General features: G+C 59.7%; 5 protein-coding genes. 2 read left to right on the top strand and 3 right to left on the bottom strand.

Translation table 11 applies throughout. The features are described 5' to 3' along the window. The first annotated feature begins 835 nt into the window (after positions 1–835). A complete protein-coding gene (rpoN, locus tag QA640_RS39200; RefSeq protein WP_283037981.1) occupies positions 836–2311 on the top strand; it encodes an RNA polymerase factor sigma-54 in 1476 nt (491 codons plus the stop codon). Between the two features lie 2313 nt (positions 2312–4624). Continuing rightward, a complete protein-coding gene (locus QA640_RS39195; protein WP_349253674.1) occupies positions 4625–5176 on the top strand; it encodes a TlpA disulfide reductase family protein in 552 nt (183 codons plus the stop codon). A gap of 271 nt (positions 5177–5447) precedes the next feature. Here the strand turns inward: QA640_RS39195 and QA640_RS39190 are convergent, their stop codons facing one another. From QA640_RS39190 to QA640_RS39180, 3 genes are all read right to left on the bottom strand, one after another. After that, on the bottom strand, positions 5448–6854 hold the full coding sequence (locus QA640_RS39190; protein ID WP_349253673.1) for an NEL-type E3 ubiquitin ligase domain-containing protein: 1407 nt from the start codon (positions 6852–6854) through the stop codon (positions 5448–5450). Between the two features lie 1383 nt (positions 6855–8237). Then, entirely contained in the window at positions 8238–10268 is a 2031-nt protein-coding gene (locus tag QA640_RS39185) for a hypothetical protein (RefSeq protein WP_283037979.1), read from the bottom strand. A gap of 1623 nt (positions 10269–11891) precedes the next feature. Beyond that, positions 11892–12509 (bottom strand): DnaJ domain-containing protein, encoded by a 618-nt coding sequence (locus QA640_RS39180; protein ID WP_283037978.1) that lies wholly within the window; start codon positions 12507–12509, stop codon positions 11892–11894. Positions 12510–12518 lie beyond the last annotated feature (9 nt).

The raw sequence follows: 12518 nt of genomic DNA, 5'->3' as shown, positions 1-12518 counted from the left end.
ATGCGTTTCTCTCTTGCTCGGAGCAGGCTCATTACGGCATCTAGTCGAAAACCAGGGCGCGGCGCGTTCGCATTTATCCTGGGCATCCTTAAAGGACGGCGATGGGCTGCGAGGAGGGCGAGTAGGGCAGCCAAGGCATGCTCTATGGCCGAGCCCTTGGCGTGGATTGCGAACGTTATTTCACTTTGACTTAGCTGTACCGATAAGCCGAAGAGCAGGCATAATTATCCGGTCTTCGATCTTGCGCCGATTGCGACAGCAACCGACTCGTTTTCGACGCACATCGGGATAGACGCTGAGGTCTCACAAGCGGCCGGCCTCCGGCAGCCGAACGCGGCGATAGCCCTCGCAATCACGTTCGGCGCAGTTCTGATTTTGCGCTAAGTCCAGCCCTGCACCTCAACTATTTTTGACTGCCAGCCTTAGTGCCAATTCGTTTGGGCAACATCCTTCCAAGATTGGGCTTCAAAGCCCGCCTATCGCGAGCGGTCCTGCTGCGTGGTGTGAGATCGCGACTACTTGCACAAGTCGCGGAAACTGCCGCGCACTGCTTTTCAGCGAAATCCTTCATAAGAGTCTCGCCATTAAAGCAGGCCTGGTTAGTTCATGCCCACGGGTCACCGTGCCACATCCTGATTTTTAGTTCTCCAGTCCCGCACGCAATGAACTCTTGACGAGGGAGCCCCGATAAGATCGTCGCCGTCCAGTTGTTCGCCGCCTTAACTTTCGTCAGAACTCCCGCCTCGATCTGCTTTTGCGCGACATCAAAGCGTGTAAATCAGCTCCTGGCTAGATGAGCAAAACGCGGGCCAACTTCGGTAACGGTTCTTGCTTCATGGCGCTCACGCAGAGATTAGAGTTCCGGCATTCGCAGTCGTTGGTCATGTCGCCGCAGCTGATGCAGGCGATCAAGCTGCTGCAGCTGTCCAATCTCGATCTTACGAGGTTCGTGGAGGAGGAGCTCGAGTGCAATCCGCTGCTCGAGCGCGCCAGTGACGATCCAGCTGGCGCCGACGCCTCGACTGAGGTCGGCCAGTTCAGCGCCGAAGAGCTGGCCGAGGTCCCAGCGCGCGATGCCCCCGATGCCGCCCTGACCACCTACACCGAATGGGGGGGCGGCGCCTCCGGTGACGAAGACTACAATTTGGAAGCATTTGTCGCGGCCGAGACAACATTGTCGGACCACCTCGCCGAGCAGCTGTTGGTCGCGTTCACCGCGCCGGCGCAGCGCATGATCGGGCAATATCTCGTCGACCTCGTCGATGAGGCCGGTTATCTGTCGCCGGATCTCGGCCAGGCCGCCGAACGGCTCGGTGCATCGCAGCAGGATGTCGCTGACGTTCTTGCGGTGCTGCAAAAATTCGATCCGCCTGGCGTCTGCGCACGCTCCTTGAGTGAATGCCTGGCCATTCAGCTTCGTGAGCTCGATCGCTACGATCCGGCGATGCAGGCGCTGGTCGAGAATCTCGATCTCCTGGCCAAGCGCGACATCGGGGCCTTACGTAAGCTCTGCGGCGTCGACGACGAGGATATCGCCGACATGATCGGCGAGATCCGCCGCCTCGATCCCAAGCCCGGCATGAAGTTCGGCTCGGCGCGCCTCCAGACCGTGGTGCCGGACGTCTATGTCCGTCCGGGTCCCGACGGCGGCTGGCATGTCGAACTCAACAGCGACACCTTGCCGCGCGTGCTGGTCAACCGTACCTACTATTCCGAGCTGGCGAAGAATGTCGGCAAGGGCGCCGACAGGTCCTATTTCACCGACGCGTTGCAGAAAGCGAGTTGGCTGGTGCACGCGCTCGATCAGCGCGCCCGCACCATCCTGAAAGTCGCAACCGAGATCGTGCGCCAGCAGTACGGCTTCTTCATCCATGGCGTGGCTCATCTTCGCCCGCTGAATCTGAAGGCCATAGCCGACGCCATCCAGATGCACGAATCAACTGTGTCGCGTGTCACCGCCAACAAATACTTGGCAACAAATCGCGGCACGTTCGAGCTGAGATATTTCTTCACCGCCTCGATCGCCTCGGCCGACGGCGGCGAACCGCATTCGGCCGAGGCCGTGCGTCACCGAATCAGGCAGCTGATCGATTCGGAAGAGCCGTCCGCGATCCTGTCGGATGATGCCATCGTGGAACGGTTGCGCGGGTCGGGAATTGATATTGCCCGCCGCACGGTCGCGAAGTACCGCGAAGCTATGCGCATTCCCTCCTCAGTGCAACGCCGTCGCGACAATGAGTGGCGTGGGCAACGATTAAGTGTCGAGCATCGGGCGGAGCTCGCCGTCCGTGAAGAACTCCCAAGCCGGTGATTTGGAATCCATAAGCGACGTTTTGCCATAACTGGACTTACAGGAAAGGGGGCCTTTAGAGCGAGATTTGGTGTTAGGTGATTCACTCGCCTCGAACTGCGTTGGCGAAGGACGAGATGCGACCACGCGAATGGAGCGAGACGGGAGAACAGGACCTTTCCGGGCTCGGCTCGATCAAATCATCGACATGAAGCGTCCGTGGTGGCGCTGGGGCGGACGTGGATTGCGGGTTCCTGGAAGAGCGGTTCGGCCAGGTTTGCACCGATGATCCCGGCCGGTCGCCGCTGCCGACGCGCTTAATGGTGGGACTGGTCATTTAAGCACACCTACGACCTCTCTGAGGACGTGCTGCGAGCGGTGGCTCGAGAACTCCCACTATCAGTTCTTCTGCGGCGCGGAGTTCGTCCCAGCACCGGCCGGTGTTCAATCGCTCATAGCTGAGTGCTCGCGACGGAGTAGACTTGCGGATACCCCTCGACAAACCAAAAGGCAGGGTGACCGACGGTTGGCTCACCGAACGCTTTTGCGAACCAGATGTGCTACTCATGCGAACGCGGCTGATCCTCTGAAGAAGATCACCTTCCATTTCAGTAATGCGGCCTTGAGTTGTTCGAGAACGATGGGGTGCAGCGGCCCTTTGAGGTTAACCCCTTTGATCGCCGCGCCGATGGGGCCAGTGAGTGGGTGAACGACAATGCTTCGCGGCGCCGCTTCTGGAGTATCCGAGGTACGGTAGGTGGGCGTTGGAGAGTTGCTGACGATACCATAGTAGCTCCTTTACGAATGGTCGTTCGATAGCTTTGGAAGGCGAGTCAGAGATGGGCGGACTGCGATGACCGGCGAAGCTCATGTTGGGGCGCGGCGCGGATCACTGAGTGGCCCTCCCGGTCCCGATCTTTGGCTGCTCAAAAGGGCGGCGTGTCACGCCGTCGGCGTTGTTCTGCCAGGCGATGATAGTGTTGAAGCGGCTCGTCGACATATGGCGCCATGTCCTGTGCGAGTGCGCCGCTGGCAAACATGCCATCCGAGATCTGGGAGAAGACCTGGATTGACTTTGGGAGCGCCGTGCCCGGCAGCATTTTCCAGCCATTTGCCTCGCTCGAAGGTCGGGCTTTCCTGCTTAGCGTAGCTGGCGCGAAGGCACGCATCAGGATTTTGCGCCCTGCCGCGAACGCAACAAGCCGGCCATCTCAACACGGATCACAGCTTGCAGTTCACCGGCCCGGCCTCCAACGGCGCGCTCGCCAGAAACGACATCTCCATCGGCATGGACGGCAGGGGCGCCTGCGGAACAACGTTTTGTCGAGCGGTTCTTGGCGCAGCCTCAAATACGAGGAGGTTGACGTGCGGGACAAGGTGGCAGCTCGATCGGCCATGTCTCGTGTTCTATACAGCAGTCGCGGCGATGGAGACCTTGTCATGATCGCCCTTCGAAGTGATCAAGTCCAAGCTCCTCTTTCAGCTGCTGATGTGTGTTTGAACGAGCGAGCGCGCGTAGTCCCGATCGTTTCCGTGCGACAACTCCACAATACGCAAAAGACCCAGGAGCGAAAGGTGTACAGTGAGCCTGGCAAGAAGTTGAGCTGTCGTCCTATCGCAACTTAAATCTAGGCTTGCCAGTAAGCTGCCGTTCCGCCAGTTGCGCCAGTCTTGTGCCTTCCTGCGCAATGTCGTGTTCACAACCTGGCGGCGGTCGACCTTTGGCCAGAACATACGCGCCGTACGGGCGTGCGCGTGCAATGGCACGGCCTTTGATCCATTGCTTGTCAGACGGTGTGTGGCTGACCGGTCTGTCGGTCTGCTCCGCCACAAGGTGCATATCTATGGAATGTAAGGCGCTGCTATGAGGAACTGGAGTTCGGTCACCCCCAACATGGAAGGGACTGCCGCTGGTACCTTCGATTCGATGACGCGCACCGCGCCGCCGGTCGAAGACAGAACGAATGATAGCATTAATCGTAACCTCAGGTTCAAATTGCCCGCGGAGTACCGTCGAGCTTTGCGTGTTGTAATCAGGCATGCACGCAGGTGACGTGGCACAGACGTTGCTATTAGAGTGCAGCAATAGCGAACGAGTGCTGAGTGCACACAGATGCGAGACCACCGATGCTCTCCTTGCTTGACCCGATGTATCCCCCTCAAGAGACCTTCCTGCTTGTGACTTTGAGCGTCGTCGCGCTTAGCGCGGCGGCACCGACATTCGCCGCGGATCTCGCTGGTGAACCCCATGCGGCAAGCCGGTCGCGCCCGCGATCAGAGATCAGCTATCACAAAAGGTCGCCCAAGGTCGGGCACTAAGCTTTGGAGAGTAACATGGTGCTCGGATTAGAATCCCCAGCTCCTCCGATCAAAGTGGAGAACTGGCTGCGTGGCCAGCCCCTCTCGAGCTTCCAGCCTGGAATCGTTTACATCGTCGAATTCTGGGCAACTTGGTGCCCACCGTGTGTCGCGGCGGTCCCCGGACTGGTGCAGTTGCAAGAGAAATACAAAAAAAGCGCAGTTGAGGTCCTCGGACTCGCAGCTCATGAACACGCTGAAACAGCGGACGAGGCCCGAGAAAAGTTGGACGCCTGGTTGACCGAAAACGTACCGAATCTCAATTACCGCATCGGGCTCGACTACACACGTGAAATGGGAAAGCTCTGGCTAGATCCCAGCTCTTCTGTCGGGATTCCTACCTCTTTCGTGGTCGACCGTGACGGCCGCATCGCCTTTGTCGGTTTGCCGACACAACTCGATGACGTTTTGCCGAAAATTCTGACCGGCAGCTGGCGGTCCAGCGATGAAGCTAGAGCCGCCGAAACAGAGCGGATTGCCCAAAACGAGCGTATAATGCGCGAAATGGAGGCAAGAAGCGCTGACTGAGCCGCTTTTCGCCAAACCTACGCTAGCGACGGAGACGGGAGATTGGGCGAACCCGCTTTCGGCCCTCGAAGAGGCGTCGCTCTAACTAATGCTGGATAAGCTTAGCTTCCGCGTGCTCCATACGGATCTGTTGCTTCGAAAAGAAGCGCGTCTTGCAGACCGGCCTGCGGTTAAAAAGCAGGTTATCGCTAGCGCTCGATGCGAGCGCTGAAAAGGCGAACGCCATCGCGCTAGGACCGTTGCAGTATCCCCTCGCAATTGGCTGGCCGCTTCATAGCTCAAGCCCGCGGTCCGCAAGTACCTGGCGCGTCAGAGCGCCTTTGATTTCGCGGGCGATCTCTTCGCGGATCTGGGCTCCGAACTGCACCTCGGCCTCGCTATCGCCGGTTAGGTGATGGTCGGCGAGCCGTTGCTGAAGGCGGCCCGGAAACTCATCGACCATCGCCTCGACGAGCCGGTCCTGCGTCTGTGCATGCGCTTCGGGAGCGACCCGGCTCACCACCATCTCCCAGGGTTGCCAGCGAGTTGCCAGATAGTCGGCGAACTCTGCCGTCTCCTCATTGCGCACCTGGATCTCGGCCGCGTTGAGGTCGTCGTCAGTGACGTGGGCGACATCAAAGAACCGCATGTCCGGAGCGATGAGCTTTAGGTCCAGCCGCTCACGTAGCTTGACCTGATAGGCGAGATAGACCTCGATCTCATCGACGAAGCGGAGCGAGTTGACCTTTTGACGGGCGATCGGCTCGAGCGCGTTGAGGCGAAACAGGACCCGCGCCTGCTGGATGAGTTCGCCGAGCCGATCGTCATAGACCTCGTCCTCGACGTCAGCGTTCAGACGTGCGGTCTGCATGCCGTTCCAGGTCAGCGTGATGCGATCCTGGCAGGTCTCGCTCGCCCCGAAAGCCAACTGAAAAAACTGCTGGCGCAATTGCGGCCTGATCGCTGCCTGCCGCAGATCCTCGGCCACCGCCTGTCGGAACTCAGGATTATCATAATTCACGGTCTTCTGCAGCTTGTCGAGGAAGAGCGCGTATTCCGCCGCACCCTCCTCGTCGGCGAAGGTCTGCCAGACGGCGATCGTCTCCGGCTCGCCCTTCAACCAGTCCGCTACCGCCTCGGCCAGGGGTCGCGCAGAGCCGCTCGCCGTTCCTCCATCCATTGAAAAGAAAACTTGCGGGCCGGAATAGCCCGGCGCATTCAGGGCTGCCGCCAAATTCGTCCGCACCCGCTCGGGCAGCCGGTTACCCGCCAGTTCAATCCTGCACCCAGAACCTAGCTGGGATAGCAGGGTCTCCGGCAGGCTGGTTAGCCGGTTGTCGCGTGCTTCGAGCTGCCGGAGTCCCGCCGGAAGTGTATCCGGCAGACTGGTCATCCCGTTGCTGTTGGCGTAGAGCCGCAGGAGCCCAGGCGGGAGGGTATCGGGCAGACTGGTCAGCCGATTGCGGCTGGCGTAGAGCCGCAGGAGCCTAGGCGGGAGTCTATCGGGCAGACCGGTCAGCCGGTTGCTACTGACGTTGAGCTGCCGGAGCCCCGCCGGAAGGGCCTCCGGAAGGCTCCTTAGCCAGTTCTCGTTGGCGTTGAGATCCCATAGCCCAGCCGGAAGCGTCTCGGGAAAGCTGGTCAGCCGATTGCGGCTGACGTCGAGCTGCTGAAGGTCCGCCGGAAGGACGGGGGGCAAGGTTGTCAGGGACAGCGATGACAGATTCAGCGGCAGTGGCGCAGAGTCGTAGGCGTTCTCTCGCCAAGCTCTGATTCGCCTGACCGCCTCGTGCCGGTCCTCGTCCGGCCTGCGACCAAATTCGTCAACCCAAGCCTCCAGGATCTGATCCTGCGACTCCTGCGGAGGAGCGGACGGGCGCGTTCCAGTCAAGGCTTCGACCCACTGCGCTGCGGCCCGGGTGAGACCGCATAGGCAACCCTGCCGGTGGCTTTGTTCGGAAGAAATGCCAGCGCCCGACTCAGCACGCCCTGTGTTCATCAATGCTCATTCTCCTGTCGCCATCTAGGGAAATGCGCTGGAAGGAGCGCTCTAAAGGTGGGTAGTTGTCACCGCGGATTAACAAACCGGACCTGGCGGTCTCGGTAGACACTTTCTCCTGCTATGAGGTGTTTAGCTGTCGACGAGCTGACGAATTTGCAACGATGCGGCGATGGAAACACATTGGTCCTTCTCGGGAGCTGCGCCGTCAGCGCTCCGCCCAGCAAAGTTCGCGACCGTCAGAACTTATCGGGCTCCGGCTGCGGCGAAGTAGGTCCGCGGCAGGGACCGTGAGACTGTGAAAAGGTCCACCGGAAAAATATGGCGCAACGGTCAGGAGGCAGGATCGGCAAGACCAGGTCATGGATATGCGCCTCGAGCACACGAAGTTGAATTTAGGACCCGTTCCGCGAATTCCATATGGGGTCAGCAGCATGTGACAGTCGCAGCAAGAGGCCGGACACATGTCAGCCTCCGACCACGCCTTCCGTGCCTTCGAAGGATTCTTCTTGCACCGGCGTGGCGAAGGCGGTTGTGGTGATCGCACCGATGCAGCGAATGGACACAAGGATGCGGGCAAGCCCAACTCTGGCGCGCGTCGCGGACCAACTGGCGTCCGAGTTTGGATGCGGAATGCCACGCTAGGCTTCGGACATCGGCAAGCGTAATAGCTGCGAGTCCGCCCTGATCGGCAAGAACGCTTCGGACGTCGCTGTCGAACACGAAGATTCTGCCGAGCGCAGTCGGGGGCGCGCTTCGATCCTTCCAGACAACGGCACGCTTTTCATCGCCCTCGACCAGGAGGGGCAGGGTAGATATGTCAGTTCTTCGACGGCAACAAAAGCGCGGATCGCCGTCGATCATGCGCTGCCGAAGAGGGCTCATCGCATCTGGACCTCCTGACTTGAGAGGGAAATGCGAAGACCAATAACCTTTCGGACCGGACACCTCAGTTCAACAGGCCTCTCCTGCGTTGCGGCTTCGTCAATTCCGGATGGCATCATCTCTGCACAACTGGGCGAGGTCGCCGGACCGCGAGCGCACCATGCGCATTATTTCGCACATTGCGGTCGGAGCGCGTTGTCAGCCACGTTGAGGATAGAGACGAACCCGTGCGCCCCGGTTCGTTTCCAGCAACTCGGCCCTGTAGGGCACGGTGCGGATATAGAAGCTTGTCGGCCGTCCCGCGCTTGGCATCAGGCGCTCGCCCTCCAGGTCAGGGACGAGATAGTCTGGAAGCCAGCGTTCGCGGTGCTGCCATGGCCCGCGGATGAGAGGCCCGATGTCCGCTTGCGGCCGATAGGATGGCCCGGCTTCATTCGTTGGCCTAGCGCGAGGATGATGGATGAGGCGAACGTCCCGGCGTCCTCCTGATCCCAACGTGGCCGAGTAGAGCTCACCGTTGATCAAGAATTGGCTGGGGCCGTACTGGTTCGGCAGCAGATTGATATTCTCCAGTACGTCGATCAGAACCGGGGAGGCCGGCTGGGAGCGGTGCTCCCACCCCTCGCCGACAATATGTCCGATTTCCTGTAGCTCCTGAGGGTGTCTCGATGGCCCGGCGAACGACGGCGGTCTGGCGAAAGCGGGTGCCGGCGCCGAGTGCGCATCGTCGCGCAATTCATAGGGTGTGGGCGGATCTAGATTAACCAGCGGATCAAGGCCGCCATAGATGTCTGACGACGGACGCCTCCCAGATGATGATGCTGCTGGTCCTTGGATCGGCTCCCTAAACAAATCCCAAGCTCCCGCGCTCGGGGCGGCTGGCGTTGCCGGAAGCTCCAAAGACCAGTTGGGCTGCGGTGTGGACGACGATGGAGTGGGCTCTCGCATCGCTTCCCTGAACACACCCCAAGCTCCCGAGCTTGGGGTGGCTGGCGTTGCGGGAAGCTCCTGCGGGGGCCCGGGCTGCTGACCGCCTTCGCCGAAGAGTGGAGGGGCATCCACAGGAGGGTGCAACCCCAGCGCTCTGTTCGCATCGAGGACCTGCTGGTATCGCCGAAGCCTTAGCAAATCAGCGTTGATTTTGGAGTCCTTGGTTTCTTGTCGGTAGGCCTCAACATCTTGGGTCAACCCAGCGGTAAAGAGCCGGCCAGCCATGGCTCCTCTCTCGCGCGTTTGCAGCCAATCGCTCAGCCTGTAAAGGCGACGAGCTTGTCTATCTACGCTCTCCCGCTCGATCCGCTGGGTCGCCTTTTCCGCCGTGGCCCACATGTCGATGAGGGTTGCGTCTGCGGAATAGGGATTTAAGCGGCGGATATCGGCTGACAGTGCCTTTCCGGCGCCGACATCGCGGAGCTTTTTCAACGCCGCTTTGATTCGCCTGCTGCGATCCTTCGCATACCTCTCAGCATCCTGATCCAATTCATCGGCCAACGCCGGATTGCCAATTCGATCCGCGATTGACGGCCTCCCATTCTCGCTCAGGCGGCCGCTCAAATGGCGCAGATCGGCTATTGCATTTCTTATGGTACCTTCGGTCAACGCCCCCGTGGCTCTGCTTTTGAATTCCTCAAGTAGCGCCTCGTCGTCATCAGGGACCCCGCGTGTTCGGCCGGGCTGTTTGGCATGATCAGCGCGAAACGTCGTTGAAACGAACTCTTGCCGCGCTGCGGAGCCGGACGACCCTCCGCTGCTGGTTCCCCCGAGTGCCTTCGTAACGCCGGACTTGATGCGCGACCACAGTCCGCGGCTCTTGCTGCTCTTCTCAATCGCGGGCTGCGCCATTGGCAAGCCGTAGCGCGCGCTACTGAACAGATCATCCCGCAAATTGGATTGCGGCAGGACTTCGGTCGAATCTCCAAGGTGCGTGCGGGGGATGTCTACGCTGTGCCTCGTTCTTCTGAACGAATTGCCTCCCAGTCGGGACTGTGACGGCATGCGCATCGAACCGCCAATATCAGCGCGCCGGATCTCTTTATCGTCCTCTGCGGGACTCTGATGAGGTGAACTAGATTCTGTGGAGCTCGCATCAGGCGAATTGAGTTGCAACCGCTCAATCTGCCGCTCAAAGCTGCCCTGCTCGCTCGCATTGTCCGATTGTCGCCCCGCCCGCAGGGCGGAGTATTGCTGCATCCAAGCTCCCGTATTATTGAATGGGTCGATTGGATCCATCGAGCTCTCCTTGACTTTCGCGTCTTACGCAACTCTGCGAATCTAAGGCTCCGGTCTACAGTGCGCAGGCGGACAGAGATTTAAGCGAGAGCCGAGTTGATTCTACGGGGGTAAGCTTTCGAAAAGCTGACAAGCGCAATGGCCGAGCTCACGTATCGATCTTGCTGCTGTGAAAGCCGATCCATCAGGGGCGCACAAAGTTGCGAAGGCCGAAACGGTTTATCGGCGGCGGCGAAGCAGTTCGAACGCCGCCCTGCACAACGCGTGCTGCCTATCCTGGAGACCGGCACGTCGGCGAGATGGTCGCTGTCCAGATCCCCGTAGCTTTGATCGCTCCAGACAATAAAATCGTCCGGATCGCTCGTCGCGCTCGGGGCCGCAACCCGTTGACCTCGATGAGGGTCTGACGGTATCATTAAATTTCTCGACAACAGCTTCTACCCTCTGGCGAAACTTCGGACGGTCAGCGCATCTCAGCAGCATCCGGCAAAGATGATTGCAACCCCGGCGATTTGAGCTTCGCGTTTCGCCCAGCATCGCCGAACAGTTTGCCGAAAGGTTTGCGGCGTCGGTGAGGAATTGATCCAATGCCCAAGGTTGCCTTGCGGCTCCTCGACGATTGCAGCCATCACTTTGGCGGTCTTGGCATCAAGCGGCGCGTCTTCGCCATCCGTCGGAAGTCCGGGTCGATCGCTCGGCACGCTTACTACAGCATAGCGTTGGCGCCAAACAGACGGGAAGTTTATAGTTGGCAGGGGCGGTAGATCCTCCGGCAGACGACGTTCATTCGGACAGGTGAGTGCTTCGTACGCGACTATACTAAAGCCTTCCTCGCTCGGCGTAGCTCACAAGAAGAACGAACAGCGCTTTGATTGATTTTGTCTGCGTAGCGCATTTGGCGAAGCTGAATAGGTCGGGACCGCGGCTCTCCCGTCCGCTTGAAGAGATTGGTATTTCGCCGTGCGATTGATCATCCATTACTTGCATTTTGCTCACCCAAATGTTAGCGCCGCTTGTTGCAGCTGAACACTCGCGGCCATGGAAAGCGCCTGGCCCGAAATGTTTGACCCCAGCACGCACCCAGAAGATAGGTGGAGCGAACAGACGTGAGCCCCCAGGTTGAGCCGAGGCGGAGCTGACTATGTTCGTTGCTGACTGGTCGGGTTGCTATCCGAGGTGCCAAATCGCCGCGCGTGTATCCAGACTCTCGAAAGAATGCTTAGTGAATGACGAGAGTGTTGCGGCGGATAAGGTCGGCACTTTTCGTAAGAACATACCGCCATCTCGAGGGCCGACATAGTGAGCTCGGCACACCTCAGGCACAGACCGGTGCAGGCCCCCTCAGGCGCTTGAACATGTTGACCCGCCTCGCGCCGACATTGACAAATAGCTGCTTGATGAGGATGACAGCGTGCATGCGATCCTCCGCAGGTTCCAAGAACCCCCGCGATGGGCACAACAATTCTCGCGCCGCTTTCGATCTGCGAAATGCCGCGTTAAGAGAGGCACGTCAGAACGTCGGTCGGCAAAGACGGTCTCGTGTGAGGTATTTGACGGGATGTGACATACGTCGAACATGCGACAACGTCGCAGGCTGGCGACATCGAGATGTCCGGGCTAGCTCTAGCGCACCACGGTCTTCAGGTAATGGTAAGCCTTGATGATCTCGACTAGGCGGTCCTCCGTGGAGCGGTCGCCCCTATTGGCATCGGGATGGTGCTGCTTGACGAGCGCCTTGTACTTCGCCTTGATGTCGCCGAGCGTCGCATCGGCATCGAGACCCATCACCTGCAACGCTTTCCGCGCGGCATTGAAACTCTTGCGCGCCTCGGGCTTGGCCTCCGCGCGGAGGCGGGCACCGGCGCGTCCGTTCAGCTCGGTTAGCATGCTGAAGTGATCCAAATCGGCCGCGCTGCCGGTCATTTCGCAGGCGCTGGTGCTCTCGCCCATCTTCCAGGTCGGACGATGGCCGGTCAGCGCGTCCTTCAGGTGGCGCGCGACCGCTTCCGCGTCCATCCCGGAGAAGAAATTGTAGGACTTATTGTATTCGCGAACATGATCGAGGCAGAAGTGCCAATAGTCGCGCGCATTGTCGCGGCTCTTGGGCGCGCGATGGGTACCCTTACCCTTGCAACCAGGCCATTGGCACGGTGCCGCGGTCTGGCGCACCTGCGTTTTCCGCTTCGCAGTCCGCTTATTGATCCGAATGGAGTCGAAGAATTTGGATGTGTCGATCGGCATTGCCGGGCT

Source organism: Bradyrhizobium sp. CB82 (assembly GCF_029714405.1).
GTDB lineage: Bacteria > Pseudomonadota > Alphaproteobacteria > Rhizobiales > Xanthobacteraceae > Bradyrhizobium.
The sequence above is the reverse complement of the archived record's forward strand: the minus strand, read 5'-3'. Positions and strand labels throughout refer to the sequence as shown.

What these genes read in the sequence shown, in the direction of transcription:
- rpoN (WP_283037981.1), top strand. Translation starts at nt 836, where the DNA reads ATGGCGCTCACGCAGAGATTAGAGTTCCGGCATTCGCAGTCGTTGGTC.
- QA640_RS39195 (WP_349253674.1), top strand. Translation starts at nt 4,625, where the DNA reads ATGGTGCTCGGATTAGAATCCCCAGCTCCTCCGATCAAAGTGGAGAAC.
- QA640_RS39185 (WP_283037979.1), bottom strand. Translation starts at nt 10,268, where the DNA reads ATGGATCCAATCGACCCATTCAATAATACGGGAGCTTGGATGCAGCAA.
- QA640_RS39180 (WP_283037978.1), bottom strand. Translation starts at nt 12,509, where the DNA reads ATGCCGATCGACACATCCAAATTCTTCGACTCCATTCGGATCAATAAG.